The following is a 21,819-nucleotide window of genomic DNA, read 5'->3' as shown; positions in this document are numbered from 1 at the left end:
ACTTGCCTGCTTCTGACTGTGGTAAAACTGCCTGAATGTCGGGCTGTTCGTCAGCCATTACTGTTGCCATAATTGCGCCTTAATCCTCACCTGTTTGACTCGCGTTTTTACTCCTGGGAGCGCCCATGCACGTACTGGTTTGTGAAGACGATGAGCTGATCGCCAGCGGCATTGTTGCTGGCCTCACCGCACAGGGCCTGACGGTCGAGCACGTCGCCACGGCGTCGTCTGCGCGCGCGATGCTCAAGGTGGCTGAGTTCGACGTCATGGTGCTCGACCTCGGCCTTCCCGACGAGGACGGTCTGAAGTTGTTGCAGCAACTGCGTCACAACGGCCTGGAGATTCCGGTGCTGATTCTCACCGCGCGTGATTCAGTGACGGATCGGGTCGATGGCTTGCAAGCCGGCGCCGATGATTACCTGCTCAAACCGTTCGATCTGCGCGAACTGGCTGCGCGTCTGCATACCTTGCTGCGCCGGGTGGCGGGGCGCAGCGTCAACCTGATCGAACATGGTGCCTTGACGTACGACCCTAGCAGCCGCGAAACCGTGCTTGGCGGTCAACCGGTGGATCTGTCGCGTCGCGAGCAGGCATTGTTGCAGGCCTTGCTGCATAACCGGGGACGTGTGCTCTCCACCGAGCAACTCAAGGACAGCGTCTACGGTTTCAACGACGAACTGGAAAGTAACGCCCTCAACGTGCACATCCATCATCTGCGGCGCAAACTGGGTAACGGCATCGTCGAAACCGTGCGCGGCCTGGGCTATCGCCTGGGGCCGGCTGATGGCGGAGATTCCTCGAAGTGATGAGCCTGCGTTTGCGCCTGAGTCTGACCCTCGGCGCTGCTTTTGCTTTGATCTGGGCGCTGGCGGCGGCCTGGATGCTCAGCGACCTGCGTAATCAAATGATGTTTTCCCTCGACCAGCGACTGGTGGCTTCTGCGCGCATGGTCGCCGGCCTGATGGAACAATTGCCCGCGTTGCCGACCAAGGGCGAGGGCACCCATTTTAGCGCTGAACAATTGAATATCCCCGGTGGCATGGCCTGTCAGGTCAGTTCGTTGCGCGGCGAAATCCTCGCCCGCAGCCACACCGATCCGCAGCAAACCCTGGAAGCCGAGAAAATGGGCTTTCACGACCAAATGATCGACGGCGCACCTTGGCGCAGTTTCACCCTGGCGCGCGGTGATCTGCGCATCACCACCGCCGACCGGCAAATCGAGCGCGAGGCGCTGAACATGTCGATCCTGCTGGCCGCATCGGTGCCGGTGGGTGTGGCGTTGCTCGGTTGTCTGTGCCTGCTGTGGCTGGGCATCGGCCAAGGGCTGGCGCCGCTCAACCGGATGCGCGACGCGCTGATGCGGCGCAGCGCCGATTCCCTCGAGCCGTTGCAGATCCAGCCGTTGCCCAGCGAACTGCAACCGCTGCTGGACACGCAGAATCAGCTGTTCCAGCGCATCGGCAAGACCATCGAGCGCGAACGACGTCTGACCGGTGATGCGGCACACGAGCTGCGCAGTCCGTTGACCGCGATCAAGACCCACCTGCAAGTGGCGCGCATGACCGACGGCGCGGCGCGGGATCAATCCCTGGCCCGCGCCGAAGAAGGCGCCGACCGCATGCACCGGACCCTTGAACAACTGCTGTTGCTCGCGCGGGTCGAGGGCAGTCTGTCCTTCGATGACGGCGTCCAGTGCAGCGCTGAACAAGTGGCGAAACTGGCGATTCAGGACGCCGCCAGCGGGGATCGGCAACGCATCAAGCTGCAGATGCCGAACACGTTCTCCAGTGCGCCGGTGCAAATGCCCGCCGTGTTGTCGATTGCCGCATTGCGCAACCTGCTGGACAACGCCTTGCGCCATACCCCTGGCGATGGCGCCGTTGAGTTGAGCCTGGAAACCACCGGCAATCGTGCGCGCTTTTTGGTTCGCGACCATGGGCCGGGGATTGCCGAAGACGATCTGCAACACCTGACCCAACGTTTCTGGCGCAATGGCCAGAGCACCGGTTGCGGGTTGGGGCTGGCGATTGTCCAGGCGATTGTCCAGCGTTGTGGCTGTACGTTGCGGTTTGACAGTCGACCGGATGGGTTGCGGGTCGAGCTGACCATGCCCCTGCAAACGATCTAACCCACAGGGGATTGATGTGGCACACCAAATGTAACGTCTCTCCATTAGTCACCCGCGCCCCGGAGCGCTATCGTCCTCGGCAGCTTTTTCTCAATGGATTGAGGTAACAGCGCCATGGAAGCAACGGTTCACATCTGCAAGGCAACCTCCGCCGACGCGGGCATCATCAGTCGTATCGTCGAGCGCTCCATTCGGGTGGGGTGCGCGCTGGATCACCGCAATGACCTGCGCACCGTCGCCACCTGGGTCCGGAATAAAACCATCGAACACGTCCAGCCCTGGCTGACTGACCAGCGGTTGTACCTCAATATCGCCCTGTTGCACGACAAACCGGTGGGCGTCGCGATGGCTGCCATCAGCGGCAAGGTCGCGTTCTGTTACGTGCAACCGGAATGGTTCCGCCGCGGTGTCGGGCAGACGCTGGTGCGCGACCTTGAAGGCTGGTTGATCTATCACGGTGTGCAGCAAGCACGACTCAACAGCACCCGAACCGGCGAAGCCTTTTACCGGCATCTGGGTTACCAGGCATGCGCTGAAACCTTCTCGGTGGCGGGGCTTCAGGCGGTTCCCATGCACAAAGCATTGTCGACGGTCTAAATCCTTGAGCCCCTGATGCGTTTCCAGAACAGGAATCTGTATTGAAGGGTCGAGAAATGTCAGTCGCTACCAGTCTTATCGAAGATCAGCCGGCCCGGATTGTCCCGACGCCTGCCGAAATGCTGTACCAGTTCAATGAATCGCCGCTGCTGGCCCGTCAAAACCGGCAGGAATCCAATGCGCGCAGCTACCCGCGGCGTATTCCCCTGGCGCTGAAACGCGCCAAGGGTATCTATGTCGAGGACGTCGAAGGTCGCCATTTCATCGACTGCCTGGCCGGTGCCGGGACGCTGGCGCTGGGGCACAACCATCCGGTGGTGATCGAAGCGATCCAGCAAGTGCTGAGCGATGAACTGCCGCTGCACACCCTGGACCTGACCACGCCGGTCAAGGACCAGTTTGTCCAGGACCTGTTCGGCCTGTTGCCGCCAGCACTGGCTGCCGAGGCGAAGATCCAGTTCTGTGGCCCGACCGGCACCGACGCGGTGGAAGCCGCGTTGAAACTGGTGCGCACCGCCACCGGACGCAGCACCGTGTTGTCGTTTCAGGGCGGTTATCACGGCATGAGCCAAGGCGCATTGAGCCTGATGGGCAGCCTGGGGCCGAAGAAGCCCCTGGGTGCTTTGCTCAGCAGCGGTGTGCAGTTCATGCCGTATCCCTACGATTACCGTTGCCCGTTCGGCCTCGGTGGGGCGCAGGGCGTGCAGGTCAATCTGCGCTACCTGGAAAACCTGCTGAATGATCCCGAGGCCGGTGTTCAGTTACCAGCCGCGGTGATTGTCGAAGTGGTACAGGGCGAAGGCGGCGTGATCCCGGCAGATCTCGACTGGCTTCGCGGTGTGCGTCGTATCACCGAAAAGGCTGGCGTGGCGCTGATCGTCGATGAAATCCAGAGCGGATTCGCCCGCACCGGCAAGATGTTTGCCTTTGAACACGCCGGGATCATTCCGGACGTGGTGGTGATGTCCAAAGCCATCGGCGGCAGCCTGCCGCTGGCGGTGGTGGTTTACCGCGACTGGCTCGACACTTGGCTGCCGGGCGCGCATGCCGGGACGTTCCGTGGCAATCAGATGGCCATGGCCGCCGGTTCTGCGGTGATGCGTTACCTGATCGAACACAAGGTGTGCGAGCACGCGGCCGTCATGGGTGAACGCTTGAGCGAACACCTGCGCATCCTGCAGCGGGACTTCCCGCACATGGGCGACATTCGCGGTCGTGGCTTGATGCTCGGCGTCGAACTGGTCGACCCGAGCGGTGCGACGGACGCTCAGGGCCATCCGCCGATAGGTGCTTCACTGGCACCGCTGGTGCAGCGCGAATGCCTCAAACGCGGGTTGATTCTCGAACTGGGTGGCCGTCATGGCGGCGTGATGCGCTTCCTGCCGCCGCTGGTGATCACGGCGGCTGAAATCGATCAGGTGGCCGGGATCTTCGGCCGGGCCATGGCCGCTGCCACCGCCAGTCTCTAAATTTTCAGTCGCTCTGAACGTTCTTTCTACATAACGGTTGTGCACGCCGCGCAGCCCACCCTACAGCGAAGGAGAAACGCCCATGACTTCAGTATTCGACCGCGAGGACATCCTCTTTCAGGTCGTGGTCAACCACGAAGAGCAATACTCGATCTGGCCTGACTACAAAGCCGTGCCGGAAGGCTGGCGCACCGTCGGCAAGAGCGGTTTGAAGAAGGAATGCCTGGCTTATATTGAAGAAACCTGGACCGACATGCGTCCGCTGAGTTTGCGTCGCAAGATGGAAGAGCAGGCGGCGCTGGCTCACTGATTGACTGCATGAAAAAAGCCCGCTGAACCGAGAAGGTCAGCGGGCTTTTTCATGTCCGGAGGTTACGCTCCGTTCAACCCCTTGATCACCCTATCCACATTCCCTTCCAGCTCTGCCACCGGATCCGCCGCATCCATACTCAACACCACCAACCGGCTACCGGCCGCGGCAATCGCCGCTTTAACCGCGTCCGAAGGCTGCCGATGATGCAACACCACCGCCACCTCATTGTCCTTCAGCGTCGCGCCCAATTGCTTGAGTGCTTCAGGCGTCCACTCGGCATCCGGTCGCGGATCGACTCTGATCAGCTCCAGATTGAGCCCGCCAATCAAATAACCAAAGTGATCGCTGAGGCTCATCACACTGAGAGTGTCAGCACTGGCCAGCCGCGCTTCGCTGTCGGCGCTGAGTTTGAGCAAACGCTGTTTCAGCGCCGCCAGGTTAGCCTCGATCGCAGGTTTGGCTTTTGGCGCCAGGCGCACCAGGTCTGCGGCCATCACGTCCGCCATCCGCCCCATGTTGTTGCTGGACAACCACGGCTGGCTGTTCAAACCCTCAACCTTGTTATCCGGCTGCACGGCGATGCCGGGCAGGGCGCCGTCCACTGGGCGCGCCGCGTCGACTTCAACGATGCGAATGTTGCTGTGCCGTGAGATCGGATACAACGGATCATCCGCCCACAGAGAACGCAGGCCGATCACCGCATCGGCGTCGGTCGCCAGTTTGGCGAGCGCCGGGGCGCCACGGCCGGTGAAGTAAGCGGTCTGACGACTGCCGGGCAAGTTCGCCGGTGCGGCACGTTCAAGGTTGACGTCAGTGCCTTTGAGCAAGACTTCACCCAAGCCGTAAGTGATCGGCAAGGACGCCAGCACGTGCAGCGGTTTGGCGGCGTCCGCCGCAAACGAAGTGTTGACCAGCCCGCAGAGCGCCACGGTCAGGGTCAGTTGACGCAGAGAATAAGACATTTATCCGAGATTCCCTTTGAGGCTGGGGACGACACCGCGCGCAATGGCGGACAAGGCGAAGGCGATACCGGCCACCAGAATGATCGCGGCGCCGGACGGGATCGGCAGATCAAAAACAATCGGTGCGAGAATCCCGCACAGCGTGCTGACCGTGGCGATCAGCACCGAGCACCAGAAGAAGCCCTTCAGTGATTGACTGAGCAAGCGTGCGGCGGCTGCCGGAATCACCAACAGCGCGCCGACCAGAATTGCGCCGATGACCTTCACCGCAGCCACGGTGATCAGTGTCACCAGAATCACAAACAGGTAATCCAGGGTCTTCACCGCCACCCCACGCACCGCCGCCAATTGCGGGTTGAAACTGGCCAACATGATGCGGTTGTACAACGGCAAGGCCAGCGCCATGACCAGCGAACCGACGATGGCCAGGACCGCCAGGTCATTGCCGTTGACGGTCAACACGGAACCGAACAACACGTTCTCCAGAATGTGCACGTTAATCTTGCCCGCGAGCATCAGCAGCAGGCTCGCGCCCAAAGCCAACGACACCGACAGGAACACGCCGATCAAGGTGTCCGGCGCCAGGCCGGTGCGGTTGCGCAGGTAATTGAGCAAAATGCCGAACAGCAAACAGTAACCGAACAGGCTGCCATAAGGCCCGGTGTAAGGTTCGCCGAGCAGGATGCCGACGGCCACGCCGGTCAGTGCCGCGTGACCCACCGCTTCGGAGAAAAACGCGAAGCGCTTGACCACCACCAGCGTGCCCAAACCACCCAGCACCGGGCCGATCAACAGGCCGGCGAGCAGCGCGTTGACCACAAACCCATAGGCCAGTGCTTCGGGCAAGTAACCCGAAGTCGCCCAGCCCTGAATCATCAAACGGAAGGCTTCATAACTCATCACGCATCGCTCCGTGGATGGGTGGAGAACAGGGTCAGCAGGCGCTCCGGGGTCAGTGCCTGTTTCGGTGTGGCATCGAACAACACCCGGCGATTGAGCCCGGTGACCCAATCCGCCAGACGCCCGACGGCTTCCAGATCGTGCTCGATCCACAGCACGGTGATACCGCTTTGGCGCCAGTCGCCAAGCAGCCGTTCGAACACCTGAATGCCGGCTTCATCCAGCGCCGACATCGGTTCGTCGAGCACCAGCAATTGCGGTGCGGGGATCAGTCCTTGAGCGAGCAACACCCGTTGACGTTCTCCGCCGGACAACGCCCCCATGCGCCGTTTGCGTTTGTCCTGCATGCCGACCCGCTCAAGCGCTTCACCTATCGCGACGGCGTAATGCTTGCTCAAACCGAGGAACGCCGGGCGCCGCTGACACATGGCAGCCATGAAATCGTCGACGGTCAGGGGCAGGCCGCGATCAAACTCCAGGGCTTGCGGCACGTAGCCGATGGTCCCCGGTGTGCCGGGCCATTGCAGGCTTAAACGACCCTGATGCGGCATCTGCCCAAGCAGGGTCTTGACCAGCGAACTCTTGCCACCGCCGTTGGGGCCGACCAGCGCATGCACGCTGCCGGTCGAGACTTGAAAGGTCACGTTGTCGAGGATGGTGGTGCGGCCGAGTGTCAGGCTGACGTCGGCGAAATCCAGGGTCGGGCCGGTGCTTTGGACCGAGAGGTTTTCTTGAGCGGTCATTGGCCCGACTCCTGTATCGCCCGGACCACGGTGTTGAGGTTGCCGGTCATTTCCATTTCGTATTTGTCGGTGGTGTATTCGCCATAGGAAATGTGCGAGAGCGGGTACAGCTTTACCCCGGATTCACGCTGAATGGTCTCGACGTAAGTGGAGGGGAAATCCATCTCCGAGAAGATCACTTTCACGTCCAGTTCGCGCAGTTGGTCGATGGTTTTTTTCAACTGGCTCGGGCTTGGTTCGATGCCGTGGGCGGGTTCAACCACGGCGGTGACTTCGAGGCCGAATTCACGCAGCAGGTAATCGTAAGCCGCATGAACGGTGGCCACGCGCAGTTCGGCGTTGGGCGCCTGGGTCAGTTTCGCCAAGGCATCGGCGCGCATCTGCCGCAGACGTTTGCCGTAGACGCGGGCGTTTTGCGTGTAGGTCTTGGCGTTGGCCGGATCAAGCTTGCCCAGTTCCCGGGCAATGTTGTTGACCTGGGCAATCGAGGCGCTGATCGACAGGAACGTATGCGGGTTGACCACCTTGCCTGCGCCACGTGCGGCCACACCGGTGGCGGCCAGCAGCGGCACGTTTTCGTTGGCTTCGATCACCGGGATGTTCGGGGTTTCGCTGGCGGCAATCATGCGGTCGGCGAAGTCGTCATGTCCGACGCCATTGAGCACGATCACGTCCAGTGCGCTGATGCGCTTGATGTCCTCGGCGCGGGGCTCGTAGGCGTGCGGATTGAACCCGGCCGGAATCAGCGGCACCACATCGGCCTTGTCGCCGACGATGTTGGCGACGTAGCTGTAATAAGGGTGCAGGGTGATGCCGATGCGCAGGCGTTTGGCGTCGTCGGCATGGGCCAGTGGGGTCAGCAGGCAGGCCAGCAAGCCTACCGATAGCAGGCGCAGGAAAGATGAAATAGGCATGGGAAAGCAGTCTTCTCTCGGATCAAGGCGAGGGTTCAGTGCCGATGCTGGCGGGTCACACCGGCATCGAATTGCGCGACGATCAGTTGCCAGTCGGCGCTTTCGAGGGCGGCGTCCGTCAGGTCGGTCGGGGCTTTGAGGTTGGCGGTGCGGTTCAGCCAGATGTCCGGTGCCTCGTCGCCAGCGGTCAGGCGCATCAAAAACGAACCGGCCACGGCGGGTGCCTGGCTCTGGCCGAAGTAGGCCTTGGCGTCCAGCAATTGCCATTGATGGGCGCCACGGCTGACGGAGCTGGCGTCCTGGGCGAAGGGTGCAAAACCTTGCCTGGCGAGGGCTTCTGGTGTCGGCAGGGTTTGCTGTTCCTGTTGCAGCAGGTGAATCTCGTCCAGCGTCACCCGCAGGTCGGCATAGATCCCTTGCTCGGACGCGCTCAAGTCGCGGCGGGCATCCAGTTGATGGCTGCCGACGCTGCTCACGGCCTGGGATTCGTGGCGCCAGGCAACCACCGAACCGGCGACCGCCAGAATCATCAGGCACAACAACAGCACATAAAGGGTTTCATGGCCGGCACCGGCCGGACGGACGACGTGTGTGGTGGGCGTACTCATGGGGTTTCGATGTCCGCTTGGTCGATCTCGACGACGTGGCCAGGACCGGCGTCGAACAGCACATAAAATTCCGCGCCGGGTTTCTTGAAGGTCAATGTGGAATCGGCGCCGAGCTTGCCCGGCACCAGAATGGTTTCGTCGTAGCCGATCACGTCCAGGGTCACGCCCGGCGCGCCACTGCCGTCGGAGAAACCGCCGGTGCATTTGATCTGTTCGGCATCGACGGCTTTGCACTCGCACATCGGGTTGTGCGCCAGCGCGCTGGCGCTGAAACCGGCGCAGAGCACCAGCAACGCGATTTGAAGTGGGCGAAAAATACTGATCATGGTTTGCCTCCTTGTTGGGTCAGCCACGCGACGGTGGCCGGCGATGCCTGACTCAGGGGCAGGGCGGCCTGATGCATCGTGCCGTCCCAGCCTTCCATGGTGATCCACAGTTCGGCGTCAACCTTGGTCTTTTCCGGTATTGGCACCATGGCGCCCATGCGGTGCGGCGTGCCGAAGAAAATCACCCCGGCAGCACGCAGGCTGCGTGGTTTTCCGATGCGCAGGTAAGTCGCCTTGACCTGATCGCGGCAGCGCTCGCACAGCGCGGCGGTGAAGTTTTTCATGTGGCCCGCTGGACCATCGAGTGTCGGGGCTTCGTTGCGCAGCTCAGCCAGACGCAGGCTCCAGGGGCCGACCTGGACTTCCCCGATTTCCCGCTCACCCAGCCCGGTATCGCCGCGAAACAGCGCCGCGTCAGCGAAGTATTTGGGCATGAACCCCAGCGGCACCAACAACAGCAGGACGTTGATATGGAAGCGCCATTTGAGCCAGAAGCGGCGCAGCGTCGAGTCCGGAATTTGCTTGGCGTGCGCGTTCATCGGCTGACCTCCGTCGCGGCGTGCACCCGTGGCTGTTTGTGGCTGCGCTTGAGGGCGTTGGCTGTGGCGAGGGCGGTGCGTTTGGTCCAGATCAGCAGGCCGCTGAGGACCATCATGCTCAGGATCAAGCCGAAGAAGAACCAGACAAGCTTGATCCAGATCCCGCCGAAATCACCGGTGTGCAAGGGGCGCATGGACTCGGTCACCAGCTCCAGTCCGGTGCGATCCGACAGCAGGCGCGTGGCGGCGACGTCGCCGGTGTACGGGTTGATGTCGGCCGTCTGGTACATCAGCGGATACCAACTGCGCCCGCCCACCGAGAGGTAGCTGTAGGCGTTGGCGGGCAGGCTGACGAAGCTGTCTTCCAGACCGGGAATGCGTTTCTTGGCCTGGGCAATCGCGGTTTCGAGGCTGATCGTCGGTGCGGGTGCGCCATCGCTGGTCACCGGCACATTCTCACGCGGCACCACCAAGGCCACTGGCGCGGTGGAAATCGAGACCTGGTTATCGAACATGAACGCCTGAATCAGGAACCAGGTGCTGGTAACGGAAATCACCGCTATGAACCAGATCGACCAGATACCGCTGAGGCGATGAAAATCGCCCCAGAAAATCCGCGCGCCATGACGAATGCGCAGGGTCGGTCGGAAAAAACCTTTCCAGAATTTTTTATAGACCACCAGCCCGGTGACCAACGAGGCCAGCAACGGCAGGCTCAAGAAGGACACCAGGTACCAGCCCCAGCTGTAGCCATTGGTGAACGGCACCAGCCACCAGCCGTGCAACGCGCGGGTAAACGCCTTGAAATCGAAGGCCGGTGCGGTGCCCTGAATGACGCCGCTGTACGGGTTGACGTACACCGTTACCGAGCGGCCGTCGGGGTAGCTGACGCTGACGTCGAGGGCGAAGTGCGATTCATCGGGGCGGCTGATGGATTCGACCAGCGTGTCCGGCTCGGCCTGTTTGATTGCCGCGATGATCTGGTCGTAGCTGAGCAACGGCGCATCGTCCGACGGCTGGCTGGCGCGCATTTGCGGGTTGGCCAGCCAGACGATTTCCTGACTGATCACCGCCAATGTGCCGGTGACACAGACAATCAGCACAAAAAACCAGATCGGCAATGCCAGCCAGCTATGGACCAGAAACCAGCGTTTGGAACGGGATTTCTTCGACATGATTAAAGGTCTTGTATCGATGAGAGAACCTCTGCTGCGGGCTTCCCAGCGATGAGGTCCATGAAAAGGCCGGCGGTGGCTGTTGCGTGCGCTCGCCGACTGCATCTCTATAAGACGGATGAGGGACAGAAATCCCGAAGGGGGAGATGAAAGTAAATGTTTCTTATTGCCAGATAGCTGTTACTGGCTGTGGTTATTGCGGTGTTGAGAATGGCCCTTTCGCTTGCGAAGGGGCCAGAAGTGGCGACAAAGCTCTCAACCCTGCTGAAACATGTCCTTCGCCCGCTGTTCAATCTGCGCTTGAGTCAGGTCTTCCTTGCGCGTGGCCAGGAACCACAAATGCCCATACGGATCCTTCAACGTCCCGGAGCGGTCGCCATAAAACTGATCCTTGACCTCGGACACCACTGTGCCGCCCGCATCAATCGCCTGTTTATAAGACTTGTCCACGTCCGTCACATACAGATGCAGGCCAACTGAGGGCGACTTCTCCGGGTTGCTCAACGGCCCCTGATCGCACGGTGTACCAAGCATGATGGGGCAGTCGCCGATCCTCAGTTCGGCATGCCCGACACCGCCATCAGGCATGGCCAGACGCATGACTTCGATGGCGCCAAACGCCTTCTTGTAAAACTCGATCGCTTCGGCCGCTTTTTGAATACCCAGATACGGGGTGATGCTGTGATAACCCTCTGGAATGGGTTTGACACTCATGATGAATCTCCCTGTTTGTTGTTGTGAATGGAAAGTGTCCTGCGTTGATTTCCGGCCGATTAAATATAGGTCAGCGTCGTGTTGGCAGCCGAGCACCCGACGAGCAGCCACACTGTTCAGCCATCAACAGCGCACCCGAACGCGACCGCACGCGCCAGGTCTCCGCCCCATCAGGCGATGACCGTGACGTTCGGCTCGTTCCAGGAGCTGCACAGCCTGGCGCTCGGCCACGACTGCGCTGCACTGCCGCTTGGTGGGTTAAATCGACAACTGCATCACCCGCTCGCCTTGGACATTCTCCATCACCCGGCGTTTGTTCACGGCCAGTTCGCCAATCTTGATTAGCCGCGTGCGCGTCACATTGCGGCTCAGGCCCAGCAGGGCGGCGGTGTGCACCTGGTTGTAATGGCAGAAGCGATAAGCCGCGCGCAACAAAGCGTCTTCGATTTTTTCATGCAGCGCGCCGGCCTGTTCTGCGAAGAGTTTTTGAAAGGCTCGATCCAGCAGGGCTTCCGGGGAATCGTCGACGCGGGTGTGGTAATCGTCCTGGCGCTCGATGCGCATGTTGGACAGGCGCAGGTCATCGCGTTCGATCACGCCGTTGCGGCAGATCAGCAGGGTATGGTGGATGACGTTTTCCAGTTCGCGGATGTTGCCCGGCCAACTGTAGCTGCGCAGTTTCAATTCGGCTTCTTTGCTGAGAGTGATGCTGCCGTAGCTGAGGCGCCGGCTATAGGTGTCGACGAAATGTCGTGTCAGCGGCAGGATGTCGCCGGGCCGTTCGCGCAAGGGGCTCAGCTCCAGACTGACCACGTCGAGGCGGTAATAAAGGTCTTCGCGAAAATGCCCGGCGTTAATGGCTTTTTCCAGTTGTACGTTGGTCGCGGCCAATACACGCACGTCGATTGGAATGCTTTTGCGCGAGCCGAGCCGAACCACTTCGCGCTCCTGCAACACGCGCAGCAGCTTGACCTGAATGGCCATCGGCAAATCGCCGATTTCATCGAGGAACAACGTGCCGCCATCGGCCTCCTCGAACCAGCCAGCCTTGGCGCTCAACGCGCCGGTGAACGCGCCTTTTTCGTGACCGAACAGTTCGGCTTCGACCAGGGATTCGGAGAAGGCGCCGCAGTTCACCGCCACAAACGGCCGATTACGCCGTGCGCTGAGGTTGTGGATGTGCCGCGCAACCAGCTCCTTTCCAGTACCGGTTTCACCGATGATAAGCACGCTGGCTTCACTGGGCGCGACTTGCTGCAGGTGGGCAAGCAAGGCCTGGGATTTCGGGTCTTCGAATACCTGCGCTGTGGCGCGGATCGAGGTGGCCAACGCGGGCGAGGGCGCTAAGGTCAGCAGTTGCATGGGGTTCGCTCCATGAAGAGAAGGTCAGGAATAGAAAGTCGGAACGGACAGGGCCTGATTCAGTGCCCAGTCACCCAGCTCATGAAGTTTGTCATCCACCGGATCGTGCAGGGTTTGCGTGCACAGGGTGCGCCATGGCGGTCGAGTCGCCGGGACAGTTGCTCGGGGAGCAGTGAGTAGTTCTTGGGTTGGGCAAGAGCTGTACCAATCCTTCGGGCCCCTGTTTACAGGGGCTGTGTGCATGTTTCCTGGCCGACGTTGTACGGTTTTCGGTGCTGTGTGCGGGATGGCGCTTGCCGGGCAAACAGTTGTTCCGGCAACAGTTCATGACGCGATGGCGTTGTTATAAAGGCTGTTTTATATGTCGTAAAAGACATTAAACAAATATTTATAGATCTTTAAGGAATATAAGGTCGTCGGGATCTCGTGAGTGTTTGTCAAAGTCGATAGCCACTATTGAGAGCGTTGATTTCTGCCCGTGAAACCGCGCGAGTAGCCTGTGCTCATTCCCCGAACCCAGATGCAGGACGCCAAAAATGAAACCTCTAATCGCCACTTTTCTGCTGCTCGCGGTCTCTGTGCTTGCCGGTTGTGCCAGTCATGTTTCTCCGGAATTGCGGCCTTACACCGCCGAAGAATCCAAGGAATTGGCACTAGAGGATTTGAACCGTCGTGGTCTGTCTTTTGAGGAATATCACGCGAAAAAAGCGGCCTTGCTCGGTCAACCGCAAAAGTCGTTCAGCTTCGATAAACAGGGGGAGATGAACGCCGAACGTGCCGTGCAGCTTCACGGTCGTCCAAGCTGATGGAAAACTGTACCGATCGAAGTTTCACCTAACTGTCCATGGGTTTCCCGCACGGCGTGCGATAGGGTCGTGACACTTGCCTGACCTTGATGGACTGCCGCCATGACGCTTTCACTCGATCTGCTGATGGGCTTCGCCCTGTTTGCACTTGTCACCTCGATAACGCCTGGCCCCAACAACACGATGTTGCTGGCATCGGGCGTAAACTTCGGCTTCAACCGCACCATCCCTCACATGCTGGGCATCACTTGCGGCTTCTTTGTCTTGGTGGTCGCCGTCGGTTTCGGCCTCGGCGCCGTGTTTCAAACGTACCCATTGCTCTACACCGTGCTGCGCTACGTCGGCGCGGCGTATTTGCTGTATCTGGCATGGAAAATTGCCCATTCAGGTCCGGTCTCCGAGAACGAGCAGGGCGAAGGCAAACCCATCACTTACTTGGGCGCAGCAGCGTTTCAATGGGTCAATCCCAAGGCGTGGATCATGGCTATCGGTGCCATCAGCACCTACACGCCAATGCAGGGCTATTTCACCAACGTGATCGTCATCGCTGCAGTGTTTGCCGTGATTAACCTGCCGAGCGTCGGTGTATGGGCCGGTTGCGGTACGCTGTTACGCAATGTGTTGAAGGATCGCCGCTGGTTGCGCCTGTTCAATTGGGGCATGGCGGCGTTGCTGGTGGCTTCGATGTATCCGTTACTTCTTGAAAGCTTTAGCTGACGCATTGCTTCAACCGGTTGCCCGATGCCTGTTAAGCTCGACTTCAGGAGCGTTCCTACGCACTTTTAAATGAAGTTGTTCTTCTTTAACGGCTTCCGATCAGGTATTTCTAACGTGCTGAAATATCGGCGCAGCTCACAAGGCTGCGCCTCGACGTTTCCGTCATGAGCTTCCTGATCCCGGAACACGCTCTGCGAGTCTTTTATGAATATACGTCCGTTGTATTTCGATTACGCCGCCACCACGCCGGTGGATGAGCGGGTCATCAAGGTCATGGTCGAGTGTCTGGGGCTCACCGGCAATTTCGGTAACCCGGCGTCCAGTTCCCATGCCTATGGCCAGCAAGCCCGACAGTCGGTCGAGCACGCCCGGCAGCAAGTCGCCGAACTGGTCGGCGCACAGGCTGCGCAGATTGTCTGGACCTCCGGCGCCACCGAATCCAACAACCTCGCGCTCAAGGGCGTGGCGCAGGCTCGCGGTGTCAGCGGCGGGCACATCATTACCAGCCAGATCGAACACAAGGCGATTCTCGACACCGCGAAGCAATTGCAGGACGCCGGCGTTGCTGTGACGTACTTGGTGCCTGACGCCGAAGGGTTGATCACGGCGCAAGCGGTCAGCGAAGCGATGCGCGAAGACACCTTCTTGGTGTCGCTGATGCTGGTCAACAACGAACTCGGCACAGTCAACGATATCGCCGCCATCGGCGACATCGTGCGTGCACGTGATGCGTTGTTTCATGTCGACGCCGCTCAGGGCGCGGGCAAAGTGGCCATCGATCTGGCCCGCCTGGCGGTGGACCTGATGTCGTTTTCCGCGCACAAGATCTACGGCCCCAAAGGCATCGGTGCGCTGTACGTCGGCCCTCGCGCGCAGCAGCGCCTGCAGGCACAGATTCACGGCGGTGGTCATGAAGGCGGGTTACGCTCCGGCACCCTGGCGACTCATCAGATTGCAGCCATGGGCGCAGCTTTCGCCTTGGCCGCCGGTGTGTTCGACGAAGAGAAAGCCACGATCCTGCGCTTGCGCGAACGAATGCTTGCGCCGTTGCTGAGCCTTCCTGGTGTTCGCCTCAATGGCAGCCCGGCCCAGCGCATTCCCCATACCCTGAGCCTGACGTTCAGCGAAGGTGCGTTCAATTCGGCGGCGTTGAGCCAGTCGATCGCTTTTTCTGCGACCTCAGCCTGCAACTCCGCCAGCAACGTTCCATCCCATGTGCTCCTGGCCCTGGGGCATGACGCCCACTCGGCGAGCCGCACGATTCGCTTGAGTCTCGGCCGGTTCACCACCGAACAAGATATCGACCAAGCGGTAGAACTGATCAAAGCGGCCTGCGCCAGTGCCCCGGCATTCTGGCAGTAGTGCCTTAAAGCGCCGACTCAGATCGGCACTCAACAATAAGCTGAAGTGATTAGCAGGAGACACGATGAGTACGCAGCCTTCGATCAATGGATCGGTGCCACAGCGCCTGGCGCAAACCCGCGAACTGATGAGCCGCGAAGGCATTCATGCCCTGCTGGTGCCGTCGGCCGATCCGCACCTGTCGGAATATTTGCCGGGTTACTGGCAGGGACGGCAGTGGCTATCGGGCTTCCATGGCTCGGTCGGCACGCTGATCGTGACCCCGGATTTTGCCGGCGTCTGGGCCGACAGCCGTTATTGGGAGCAAGCGACCAAGGAACTCAAGGGAAGCGGCATCGAACTGGTCAAGCTGCAACCGGGTCAACCTGGCCCATTGGATTGGCTGGCCGAGCAAACCCCTGAAGGCGGCGTCGTCGCGGTGGACGGTGCGGTGATGGCCGTGGCGTCGGCGCGTACGCTGGGTGGCAAACTCCAAGAGCGCGGCGCTCGCCTGCGTACCGACATCGATCTGTTGAGCGAAGTCTGGAGCGATCGCCCGACATTGCCAAATGAACCGATCTATCAGCATCTGCCACCGCAGGCGACGGTCAGCCGGGGCGAAAAACTGGCGAAGCTGCGCGAAGTGCTGAAGGATCGTGGCGCTGACTGGCATTTTGTCGCGACCCTCGATGACATCGCCTGGTTGTTCAACCTGCGCGGTGGCGACGTGTCGTTCAACCCGGTGTTCGTGTCCTTCGCGTTGATCAATCAGGAGCAGGCCACCCTGTTCGTCGCCCTGAGCAAAGTCGACGCTGAACTGCGTTCGGCGCTCGAACAAGATGGCGTGACCCTGCGCGATTACAGCGAAGTGGCTGCGGCCTTGCGCGCCGTGCCGAGCGGCTCGAGCCTGCAAGTCGATCCGGCGCGTGTTACCGCCGGTCTGCTGGATAACCTCGACAGCGGCGTAAAACTGGTCGAAGGCCTGAACCCGACCACGCTCGCCAAGTCGCAGAAAAGCCTGGCCGATGCAGAGCATATTCGTCAGGCCATGGAACAGGACGGCGCGGCGCTGTGCGAATTCTTCACTTGGCTGGACTCGGCCTTGGGGCGTGAGCGCATCACCGAATTGACCATCGACGAACACTTGACCGCCGCGCGTACCCGACGTCCCGGCTACGTGTCGCTGAGCTTCAACACCATTGCCGCGTTCAATGCCAATGGCGCGATGCCGCACTACCACGCGACCGAGGAAGAACACGCGGTGATCGAGGGCGACGGTCTGTTGCTGATCGACTCCGGCGGTCAATACCTGGGGGGCACCACCGACATCACGCGAATGGTGCCGGTCGGCACGCCAACGGACGAGCAGAAGCGCGATTGCACGCGCGTGCTCAAAGGCGTGATCGCGCTGTCCCGTGCGCAATTCCCTCGGGGAATTCTGTCACCATTGCTCGACGCCATTGCTCGCGCGCCGATCTGGGCTGAAAGCGTTGACTACGGTCACGGCACCGGCCATGGCGTTGGCTACTTCCTCAACGTTCACGAAGGCCCGCAGGTTATTGCCTATCAGGCTGCGGCGGCTCCGCAAACCGCAATGCAACCGGGCATGATCACGTCCATCGAACCGGGCACTTATCGTCCGGGCCGTTGGGGCGTGCGTATTGAGAACCTGGTGTTGAACCGTGAGGCGGGCTCCAGCGAATTTGGTGAATTCCTCAAGTTCGAAACCCTTACTTTGTGCCCGATCGACACGCGTTGCCTGGAACCGTCGCTGCTGACGCAGGAAGAGAAGCAGTGGTTCAACGCCTACCACGCCGAAGTGCGCGAGCGCTTGAGCCCGTTGCTCGATGGCGCAGCCCTTGAGTGGTTGAATACCCGCACCGCGGCTATTTGACGGGTTGAAGTTCAGGCGCTTGTTCGAGCGCCTGACTCATGTAGTCCACGAAAGCTTTGACCCTGGCGGATTGGCGACGGTTCGCCGGGGACACGGCGTGAATCGGCAGCGACTGAGCAGTGTAGTCTTGCAAAATAGCCTGCACGCGGCCGGCCTTCAAATCCTCGCTGAATAGCCACACCGGCGACAGCGCAATGCCCAATCCCGCTAGCACCATCTCGCGAATAGCCTCGGAGCTGTTGCTTTGCGCATTTCCTCTGATACGCACTTCGTGGCGTTGTTTGCCTCTTTCGTAATTCCATAGGTTCTGACTGCTCAGCAAATTGAATTGCAGGCAATTGTGCGCGCCGAGTTCTTCCGGGCTGTGGGGCAGGCCGTGTTGCTTGAGGTAATCAGGCGTTGCAACCGTTACCCGGTGGGTGGTGCCGATGTGGCGCGCGATCAGGCCACTGTCGGTTAACTCGCCGATTCTGAACGTCACGTCCAGTCCTTCACTGACCAGATCCTGATTTTGATCGCTGAGTTGCAGGTCAATCTGAATCTGAGGGTGCGTTTTGAGAAACTCAGGGACCCTCGGTGCAATGTGCAAACGCCCGAAACTCACGGATGAACCGATTTTCAGGTGGCCAGCCACGGATTCGCGTCCCGACCGGAAACTCTCTTCCGCTGCGTCCACGGCTGCGAGGATTTGTCGGCATTCGTTGTAGTACCGCTGGCCTTCATCGGTCAGGGTCAGTTGACGAGTGCTGCGGGTAATCAGCTTGGCGCCCAGTCTGGTTTCCAGCGCCCTTAACAGTTTGCTGATAGTCGGCTGGCTGGTCTGCATCTCCCGGGCAACGGCCGAGAAGCTGCCACGTTCGACGACCCGGACGAAAGTAGCCATTGCGTTGAGTGTGTCCACGGGGGGGGCTCATTGATGCCGTATGGGCATGATCACTATAGCGATATGGCGTCTTATCGGCATGAGTGAACTGGATGAAGATAAGTCTGACATTCACTTCTTACGGGAATTAGAGAAATGACTGACTCACTTGAAATGCGCGCTCTGATTGTTGATTCGGCCAATGGGCCTTTGCGCTTGGTTTCCATGCCGCGGCCTGTGCCGGGAACGGGTCAGGTGTTGGTGAGGATCAAGGCGAGCGGGGTTAACCCGCTGGATACGAAGATTCGTGCGGGACAGGCAGCCCATGCGCGTCAGCCATTGCCGGCGATGTTAGGCATGGATCTCGCGGGGATTATTGAGGCAGTAGGAGAGAGTGTCAGCGGATGGTTACCGGGTGATGAGGTTTATGCGATGGCGACCGGAATTGGTGGTGCGCAGGGCTCTCTCGCGGAGTTCGCGGTGATTGATTCGCGGCTTCTGGCGTACAAACCGAAAAATCTGAGCATGCGCGAGGCCGCAGGATTGCCCTTGGTATTGATCACAGCGTGGGAAGGGCTGGTTGATCGGGCGCGGGTTCGGGCCGGACAGAAAGTGCTGATTCACGGTGGCGCGGGTGGTGTCGGGCACGTGGCTGTGCAAGTTGCCCGGGCTTTCGGTGCAGAAGTTTTCGCGACAGGTTCGGCGGGTCATAAGGGGACTATTGAAAGCTTCGGTGCAACGTTCATCGATTATCGTATGTCTTCGGTGGAGGACTATGTGGCCGAGTTCACTTCGGGAGAGGGTTTCGATGTTGTCTATGACACGGTGGGCGGTGGGGTGTTGGATGATTCATTCAAAGCAGTTCGGGTTTATGCAGGGCATGTGGTGAGCTGTCTGGGCTGGGGGCAACATAGCCTTGCACCGTTGTCGTTTCGTGGGGCGACCTACTCCGGGGTGTTTACGCTGTTGCCGCTGTTGACTGGCAAGGGGTGTGAGCATCACGGGCAGATTCTTCAGGATTCGACGCGGCTGATTGAGGCGGGTCAGTTGAAACCGTTGCTCGATCCTCGGCCGTTCACGCTGGAAACTGCCGAGGCCGCTCATGAATTAATCGTTGCGGGAGGTGCACAGGGGCGGTTGGTAGTCGAGATTTAACTCAGGGCTTCAACCACGAAGTCCAGCCGATCCTGGCCGAAGAACAACTGATTGCCGACGAACATGCTCGGTGCGCCGAATACACCGCGCTGTATGGCTGTCTCGGTATTGTCCTTGAGGGCGGCTTTGACCTCTTCGTCGGCGGTCAGGGCGAGCACCTCATTGGGGTCAAAGCCGTTTTGTGTCAACACGGCGGCGACAGTCGCCGGATCATCGAGGCTGCGGCCGTCGACCCAGAGCGCGGTGAACAGGCAGTCGATAAACGCCAGGAAGTGTTCGGGATGACGCAACTGCATCCCGGTCACGGCGCGCATGAGCATCAAGGTGTTGATGGGGAAATGCGGATTGAATTTCAGTGGCACTCCATAGCGTTTTGCATAGCGGTCGAGATCTTGAAACATGTAGCGGCCCTTGGCCGGAATGACTGCAGGCGAAGCGTTACCGGTGGCCTTGAAGACGCCACCCAGCAACATGGGCATGTAAATCAGCTGGCTGCCGGTTCGCTCACAGATTTTGGGCAGTTGGGTATAGGCCAGGTAGGTGGCCGGGCTGCCGAGGTCGAAAAAGAACTCCACGGTTTTGCTCATCGTCGGTGCGCTCTGTTTATTGTTATAGGGGACGGCTTACCAGCGTTCGCTCCAGGGCCGTAAATCCAGCTCGAACGTCCAGGCGTCCCGTGGCTGGCTGTGCAGGTACCAATAGTTCTCGGCGATGTGCTCAGGGTTGAGAATGCCGTCCTCATCCTTGGTCGCGTACTTTTCCGGGAAGCTTTCACGGATGAAGTCGGTATCGATAGCGCCGTCGACGACGACGTGAGCAACGTGGATATTCATAGGGCCGAGTTCACGCGCCATGCTTTGGGCCAAGGCTCGAATGCCGTGCTTGGCTCCAGCGAATGCTGCGAATCCCGCGGCACCGCGCATGCCAGCGGTGGCTCCAGTGAACAGGATAGTGCCTCGTTGACGCTTGGCCATGCGCTTGGCGACTTCACGGGCATTGAGAAAACCTGAAAAACAGGCCATTTCCCAAATCTTGAAATATTTGCGGGCCGTTTCTTCAAGAATGCTGCAGGGCACATTCGCGCCGATATTGAACACAAACGCTTCGATGGGGCCGATCTCACTTTCGATCTGCTCGACTAACGCAATCACCTTTTCTTCCTTGCGCGCATCGCAGGCAAAACCGTAGGCGTCACCGCCGTTGGCTTTGATGGCGTCGACCAGCGGCTGCAGTTTGTCCGCGCTGCGTCGGGTGACGCAGGCGACGTAGCCTTCCTGGGCAAAACGCTTGGCAATGGCGCCGCCGGTAGCATCACCGGCACCGATAACCAGTACGACCTTCTTGTTATTCATGGGTTGATCCCTTTGCTAAACGATCGTTAACTAAACGAACGTTATGCTACGATTTGGCACGCGTCAAGATGATCAATCATGAGGAGAGGGCAATGCGCTACTCGGCCAGTCACAAATTGGAAACCAAAGAGAGGCTGCTGGAAAGCAGTGCGGTGTCAGCCAAGAAGTCTGGTTTTTCCACGGTCGGTGTCGACGGTCTGATGAAGGCGATCGGCTTGAGCGGCGGGGCCTTCTACAGCCATTTTTCGTCGAAAGATGAACTGTTCGCCTCAATTGTCGAGCGTGAACTGTGTCAAAGCCTGGAACGATTAAGCGCCGATCAGGGGCGCGAAAAGCTTGATCGATGCCTCAAGCATTACCTGAGCATGGCACATGTCGAGCATCCGGAATCCGGCTGCGCGTTACCCGCGTTGGGTGCGGAGATTGCTCGTTCGGATGTAATGGTTCGCCAGCAGGCGGAGCGCTGGATTTGTCGGCTACAGGAAAGTTGGGCACGCATTCTGGAGAGCGACAGTCTGGCGTGGGCCATTTTGTCGCAATGCATTGGTGCTTTGGTGGTCGCGCGGATGCTGGCGACGCCAGACATCCAGCGTAATGTGTTGAAGTCCAGCTACGATGAGATCGGCCGCCAGATTGCCGGGCGGCAGCAACCTACTTGCAAATGACGATCATGCTGCGGCTGGTGTAGCCGGCAGGGTTGAGGCCGAACGGATAATCACCTGGTTCTTCCACCGCGTCCCCCGACTTGGCGATGACCTTGTACCCCTTGGGTGCGCACGAGTTGGCGGCGCTGGTGTAGCACTTGTCCCACGAGGATGAGAGTCCTGAACAGTTGATATGCAGCCCTTTCTTGCCATGCTTGACTGATGTTTGCGATGTCGCCGCGCAGCCCGCAACTGCAAGTACGGCGATCAATATCAAAATTCGTTTCATTGCTGTCCT

At 59.8% G+C, this 21,819-nt stretch carries 25 protein-coding genes and 1 pseudogene; 11 read left to right on the top strand and 15 right to left on the bottom strand.

Annotation, left to right across the window (positions count from 1 at the left end):
• Positions 1–125: 125 nt before the first annotated feature.
• From NL116_RS21335 to NL116_RS21315, 5 genes are all read left to right on the top strand, one after another.
• Positions 126–806 (top strand): response regulator, encoded by a 681-nt coding sequence (locus tag NL116_RS21335; protein ID WP_494373914.1) that lies wholly within the window; start codon positions 126–128, stop codon positions 804–806.
• The gene (locus tag NL116_RS21330) at positions 803–2,128 is read left to right on the top strand and encodes an ATP-binding protein (protein WP_123432585.1); all 1,326 of its coding nucleotides are present in this window, start codon (positions 803–805) and stop codon (positions 2,126–2,128) included. Before NL116_RS21335 ends, NL116_RS21330 begins: the two co-directional genes overlap by 4 nt.
• Before the next feature lie 114 nt (positions 2,129–2,242).
• Entirely contained in the window at positions 2,243–2,725 is a 483-nt protein-coding gene (locus NL116_RS21325) for a GNAT family N-acetyltransferase (protein ID WP_494373913.1), read from the top strand.
• 56 nt (positions 2,726–2,781) lie between these two features.
• Positions 2,782–4,194, top strand: a complete 1,413-nt coding sequence (locus NL116_RS21320) for an aspartate aminotransferase family protein (RefSeq protein WP_494373912.1) — start codon at positions 2,782–2,784, stop codon at positions 4,192–4,194.
• 82 nt (positions 4,195–4,276) lie between these two features.
• Positions 4,277–4,504, top strand: a complete 228-nt coding sequence (locus NL116_RS21315) for an MbtH family protein (protein WP_494373911.1) — start codon at positions 4,277–4,279, stop codon at positions 4,502–4,504.
• A gap of 62 nt (positions 4,505–4,566) precedes the next feature.
• Here NL116_RS21315 and NL116_RS21310 read toward each other — a convergent pair whose 3' ends face one another.
• The 11 genes and pseudogenes from NL116_RS21310 to NL116_RS21260 form a co-directional block, all read right to left on the bottom strand.
• A complete protein-coding gene (locus tag NL116_RS21310; protein ID WP_494373910.1) occupies positions 4,567–5,469 on the bottom strand; it encodes a metal ABC transporter substrate-binding protein in 903 nt (300 codons plus the stop codon).
• Positions 5,470–6,369: a metal ABC transporter permease gene (locus NL116_RS21305; protein ID WP_494373909.1), complete on the bottom strand. Its 900-nt coding sequence runs from the start codon at positions 6,367–6,369 to the stop codon at positions 5,470–5,472.
• A complete protein-coding gene (locus NL116_RS21300) occupies positions 6,369–7,112 on the bottom strand; it encodes a metal ABC transporter ATP-binding protein (protein ID WP_494373908.1) in 744 nt (247 codons plus the stop codon). The genes NL116_RS21305 and NL116_RS21300 overlap by 1 nt, the downstream gene beginning before the upstream one ends.
• Positions 7,109–8,026: a metal ABC transporter substrate-binding protein gene (locus tag NL116_RS21295; RefSeq protein WP_494373907.1), complete on the bottom strand. Its 918-nt coding sequence runs from the start codon at positions 8,024–8,026 to the stop codon at positions 7,109–7,111. Before NL116_RS21295 ends, NL116_RS21300 begins: the two co-directional genes overlap by 4 nt.
• 35 nt (positions 8,027–8,061) lie before the next feature.
• Complete coding sequence (locus NL116_RS21290; RefSeq protein WP_494373906.1) at positions 8,062–8,634, bottom strand: DUF6162 family protein; 573 nt, start codon at positions 8,632–8,634, stop codon at positions 8,062–8,064.
• Positions 8,631–8,960: a hypothetical protein gene (locus NL116_RS21285; RefSeq protein ID WP_494373905.1), complete on the bottom strand. Its 330-nt coding sequence runs from the start codon at positions 8,958–8,960 to the stop codon at positions 8,631–8,633. Before NL116_RS21285 ends, NL116_RS21290 begins: the two co-directional genes overlap by 4 nt.
• Positions 8,957–9,499 (bottom strand): PA2404 family protein, encoded by a 543-nt coding sequence (locus NL116_RS21280; protein WP_494373904.1) that lies wholly within the window; start codon positions 9,497–9,499, stop codon positions 8,957–8,959. Before NL116_RS21280 ends, NL116_RS21285 begins: the two co-directional genes overlap by 4 nt.
• Positions 9,496–10,674 (bottom strand): PepSY-associated TM helix domain-containing protein, encoded by a 1,179-nt coding sequence (locus NL116_RS21275; protein WP_494373903.1) that lies wholly within the window; start codon positions 10,672–10,674, stop codon positions 9,496–9,498. Before NL116_RS21275 ends, NL116_RS21280 begins: the two co-directional genes overlap by 4 nt.
• A 255-nt stretch (positions 10,675–10,929) precedes the next feature.
• Positions 10,930–11,388, bottom strand: coding sequence for a VOC family protein (locus NL116_RS21270; RefSeq protein ID WP_494373902.1), 459 nt, complete (start codon positions 11,386–11,388; stop codon positions 10,930–10,932).
• 258 nt (positions 11,389–11,646) lie between these two features.
• Positions 11,647–12,750 carry a sigma-54 interaction domain-containing protein gene (locus NL116_RS21265; RefSeq protein WP_494373901.1) on the bottom strand — a complete coding sequence of 368 codons (1,104 nt, stop codon included), beginning with the start codon at positions 12,748–12,750 and terminating at the stop codon, positions 11,647–11,649.
• 24 nt (positions 12,751–12,774) lie between these two features.
• Positions 12,775–12,885, bottom strand: a pseudogene (locus NL116_RS21260) (acyl-CoA dehydrogenase family protein); the annotation flags it as partial.
• Positions 12,886–13,286: 401 nt separating this feature from the next.
• Between NL116_RS21260 and NL116_RS21255 the strand changes: the two are divergent.
• The 4 genes from NL116_RS21255 (at position 13,287) to NL116_RS21240 (ending at position 17,508) form a co-directional block, all read left to right on the top strand.
• Positions 13,287–13,556 carry a hypothetical protein gene (locus tag NL116_RS21255; RefSeq protein ID WP_027925793.1) on the top strand — a complete coding sequence of 90 codons (270 nt, stop codon included), beginning with the start codon at positions 13,287–13,289 and terminating at the stop codon, positions 13,554–13,556.
• A gap of 102 nt (positions 13,557–13,658) precedes the next feature.
• Entirely contained in the window at positions 13,659–14,273 is a 615-nt protein-coding gene (locus NL116_RS21250) for a LysE family translocator (protein ID WP_494373900.1), read from the top strand.
• Between the two features lie 204 nt (positions 14,274–14,477).
• Positions 14,478–15,635, top strand: a complete 1,158-nt coding sequence (locus NL116_RS21245; protein WP_494373899.1) for a cysteine desulfurase family protein — start codon at positions 14,478–14,480, stop codon at positions 15,633–15,635.
• A gap of 64 nt (positions 15,636–15,699) precedes the next feature.
• Positions 15,700–17,508 carry an aminopeptidase P family protein gene (locus tag NL116_RS21240; protein ID WP_494373898.1) on the top strand — a complete coding sequence of 603 codons (1,809 nt, stop codon included), beginning with the start codon at positions 15,700–15,702 and terminating at the stop codon, positions 17,506–17,508.
• On the opposite strand, the gene NL116_RS21235 is transcribed toward NL116_RS21240, so the two are convergent.
• A complete protein-coding gene (locus NL116_RS21235) occupies positions 17,501–18,409 on the bottom strand; it encodes a LysR family transcriptional regulator (RefSeq protein WP_494373897.1) in 909 nt (302 codons plus the stop codon). The two genes, NL116_RS21240 and NL116_RS21235, sit on opposite strands and share 8 nt — an antisense overlap.
• Positions 18,410–18,526: 117 nt before the next feature.
• Here NL116_RS21235 and NL116_RS21230 point away from each other — a divergent pair, with 117 nt between their 5' ends.
• Positions 18,527–19,525, top strand: a complete 999-nt coding sequence (locus NL116_RS21230) for a zinc-dependent alcohol dehydrogenase family protein (protein ID WP_494373896.1) — start codon at positions 18,527–18,529, stop codon at positions 19,523–19,525.
• On the opposite strand, the gene NL116_RS21225 is transcribed toward NL116_RS21230, so the two are convergent.
• Positions 19,522–20,112 (bottom strand): 2-hydroxychromene-2-carboxylate isomerase, encoded by a 591-nt coding sequence (locus tag NL116_RS21225; protein WP_494373895.1) that lies wholly within the window; start codon positions 20,110–20,112, stop codon positions 19,522–19,524. The genes NL116_RS21230 and NL116_RS21225 overlap by 4 nt on opposite strands.
• Before the next feature lie 36 nt (positions 20,113–20,148).
• On the bottom strand, positions 20,149–20,877 hold the full coding sequence (locus tag NL116_RS21220) for an SDR family oxidoreductase (RefSeq protein ID WP_494373894.1): 729 nt from the start codon (positions 20,875–20,877) through the stop codon (positions 20,149–20,151).
• A gap of 92 nt (positions 20,878–20,969) precedes the next feature.
• Here NL116_RS21220 and NL116_RS21215 point away from each other — a divergent pair, with 92 nt between their 5' ends.
• Positions 20,970–21,542 carry a TetR/AcrR family transcriptional regulator gene (locus tag NL116_RS21215; RefSeq protein ID WP_494373893.1) on the top strand — a complete coding sequence of 191 codons (573 nt, stop codon included), beginning with the start codon at positions 20,970–20,972 and terminating at the stop codon, positions 21,540–21,542.
• Here NL116_RS21215 and NL116_RS21210 read toward each other — a convergent pair.
• On the bottom strand, positions 21,529–21,810 hold the full coding sequence (locus NL116_RS21210; protein WP_494373892.1) for a hypothetical protein: 282 nt from the start codon (positions 21,808–21,810) through the stop codon (positions 21,529–21,531). The genes NL116_RS21215 and NL116_RS21210 overlap by 14 nt on opposite strands.
• Positions 21,811–21,819 lie beyond the last annotated feature (9 nt).

The organism is Pseudomonas sp. FBCC-B1667 (genome assembly GCF_059133255.1).
This window is presented reverse-complemented; position numbering and strand designations above follow the sequence as displayed.

What these genes read in the sequence shown, in the direction of transcription:
- NL116_RS21225 (WP_494373895.1), bottom strand. Translation starts at nt 20,112, where the DNA reads ATGAGCAAAACCGTGGAGTTCTTTTTCGACCTCGGCAGCCCGGCCACC.
- NL116_RS21210 (WP_494373892.1), bottom strand. Translation starts at nt 21,810, where the DNA reads ATGAAACGAATTTTGATATTGATCGCCGTACTTGCAGTTGCGGGCTGC.
- NL116_RS21310 (WP_494373910.1), bottom strand. Translation starts at nt 5,469, where the DNA reads ATGTCTTATTCTCTGCGTCAACTGACCCTGACCGTGGCGCTCTGCGGG.
- NL116_RS21295 (WP_494373907.1), bottom strand. Translation starts at nt 8,026, where the DNA reads ATGCCTATTTCATCTTTCCTGCGCCTGCTATCGGTAGGCTTGCTGGCC.
- NL116_RS21220 (WP_494373894.1), bottom strand. Translation starts at nt 20,877, where the DNA reads ATGAATAACAAGAAGGTCGTACTGGTTATCGGTGCCGGTGATGCTACC.
- NL116_RS21265 (WP_494373901.1), bottom strand. Translation starts at nt 12,750, where the DNA reads ATGCAACTGCTGACCTTAGCGCCCTCGCCCGCGTTGGCCACCTCGATC.
- NL116_RS21315 (WP_494373911.1), top strand. Translation starts at nt 4,277, where the DNA reads ATGACTTCAGTATTCGACCGCGAGGACATCCTCTTTCAGGTCGTGGTC.
- NL116_RS21230 (WP_494373896.1), top strand. Translation starts at nt 18,527, where the DNA reads ATGACTGACTCACTTGAAATGCGCGCTCTGATTGTTGATTCGGCCAAT.
- NL116_RS21250 (WP_494373900.1), top strand. Translation starts at nt 13,659, where the DNA reads ATGACGCTTTCACTCGATCTGCTGATGGGCTTCGCCCTGTTTGCACTT.
- NL116_RS21335 (WP_494373914.1), top strand. Translation starts at nt 126, where the DNA reads ATGCACGTACTGGTTTGTGAAGACGATGAGCTGATCGCCAGCGGCATT.
- NL116_RS21320 (WP_494373912.1), top strand. Translation starts at nt 2,782, where the DNA reads ATGTCAGTCGCTACCAGTCTTATCGAAGATCAGCCGGCCCGGATTGTC.
- NL116_RS21285 (WP_494373905.1), bottom strand. Translation starts at nt 8,960, where the DNA reads ATGATCAGTATTTTTCGCCCACTTCAAATCGCGTTGCTGGTGCTCTGC.
- NL116_RS21290 (WP_494373906.1), bottom strand. Translation starts at nt 8,634, where the DNA reads ATGAGTACGCCCACCACACACGTCGTCCGTCCGGCCGGTGCCGGCCAT.
- NL116_RS21325 (WP_494373913.1), top strand. Translation starts at nt 2,243, where the DNA reads ATGGAAGCAACGGTTCACATCTGCAAGGCAACCTCCGCCGACGCGGGC.
- NL116_RS21275 (WP_494373903.1), bottom strand. Translation starts at nt 10,674, where the DNA reads ATGTCGAAGAAATCCCGTTCCAAACGCTGGTTTCTGGTCCATAGCTGG.
- NL116_RS21280 (WP_494373904.1), bottom strand. Translation starts at nt 9,499, where the DNA reads ATGAACGCGCACGCCAAGCAAATTCCGGACTCGACGCTGCGCCGCTTC.
- NL116_RS21300 (WP_494373908.1), bottom strand. Translation starts at nt 7,112, where the DNA reads ATGACCGCTCAAGAAAACCTCTCGGTCCAAAGCACCGGCCCGACCCTG.
- NL116_RS21240 (WP_494373898.1), top strand. Translation starts at nt 15,700, where the DNA reads ATGAGTACGCAGCCTTCGATCAATGGATCGGTGCCACAGCGCCTGGCG.
- NL116_RS21305 (WP_494373909.1), bottom strand. Translation starts at nt 6,369, where the DNA reads ATGAGTTATGAAGCCTTCCGTTTGATGATTCAGGGCTGGGCGACTTCG.
- NL116_RS21255 (WP_027925793.1), top strand. Translation starts at nt 13,287, where the DNA reads ATGAAACCTCTAATCGCCACTTTTCTGCTGCTCGCGGTCTCTGTGCTT.
- NL116_RS21245 (WP_494373899.1), top strand. Translation starts at nt 14,478, where the DNA reads ATGAATATACGTCCGTTGTATTTCGATTACGCCGCCACCACGCCGGTG.
- NL116_RS21270 (WP_494373902.1), bottom strand. Translation starts at nt 11,388, where the DNA reads ATGAGTGTCAAACCCATTCCAGAGGGTTATCACAGCATCACCCCGTAT.
- NL116_RS21215 (WP_494373893.1), top strand. Translation starts at nt 20,970, where the DNA reads ATGCGCTACTCGGCCAGTCACAAATTGGAAACCAAAGAGAGGCTGCTG.